We start from the raw sequence: 291 nt of genomic DNA on the forward strand, positions 1-291 counted from the left end.
ATATACGAGCTCATACTCGTTCTCAACAAACATTTTACCTAACTGAATTGCCTGCTCTTTGAATTCTGGTCTCTCCCCTAAATTAGAACCTGCAAACACACAAATCTTTCTCATTCCTACACCCCGAAACTATATATTGTTATGATACAATTGACATTGTACAACATATTGAGGAGATGAGGAAGAAATGGATATCGTTGCATTTCAAAGATGGGTTGAGGAATTTTACGAAAAACGAAGCTGGTCACAGTATAATGCCTTTATTCGCTTAAATTTCTTAACCGAGGAAGT

The 291-nt window shown here is 36.4% G+C and carries 2 pseudogenes; one reads left to right on the plus strand and one right to left on the minus strand.

Going from position 1 to position 291, the window contains the following annotated elements:
- Window positions 1-114 (minus strand): annotated as a pseudogene (locus SB717_RS35075) (TIGR00730 family Rossman fold protein); the annotation flags it as partial.
- A gap of 73 nt (window positions 115-187) precedes the next feature.
- On the opposite strand from SB717_RS35075, the pseudogene SB717_RS40335 reads away from it, so the two are divergent.
- Window positions 188-291, plus strand: a pseudogene (locus SB717_RS40335) (MazG nucleotide pyrophosphohydrolase domain-containing protein); the annotation flags it as partial.

It is taken from the genome of Priestia sp. SIMBA_032, from assembly GCF_046535215.1.
Classification (GTDB): domain Bacteria; phylum Bacillota; class Bacilli; order Bacillales; family Bacillaceae_H; genus Priestia; species Priestia aryabhattai.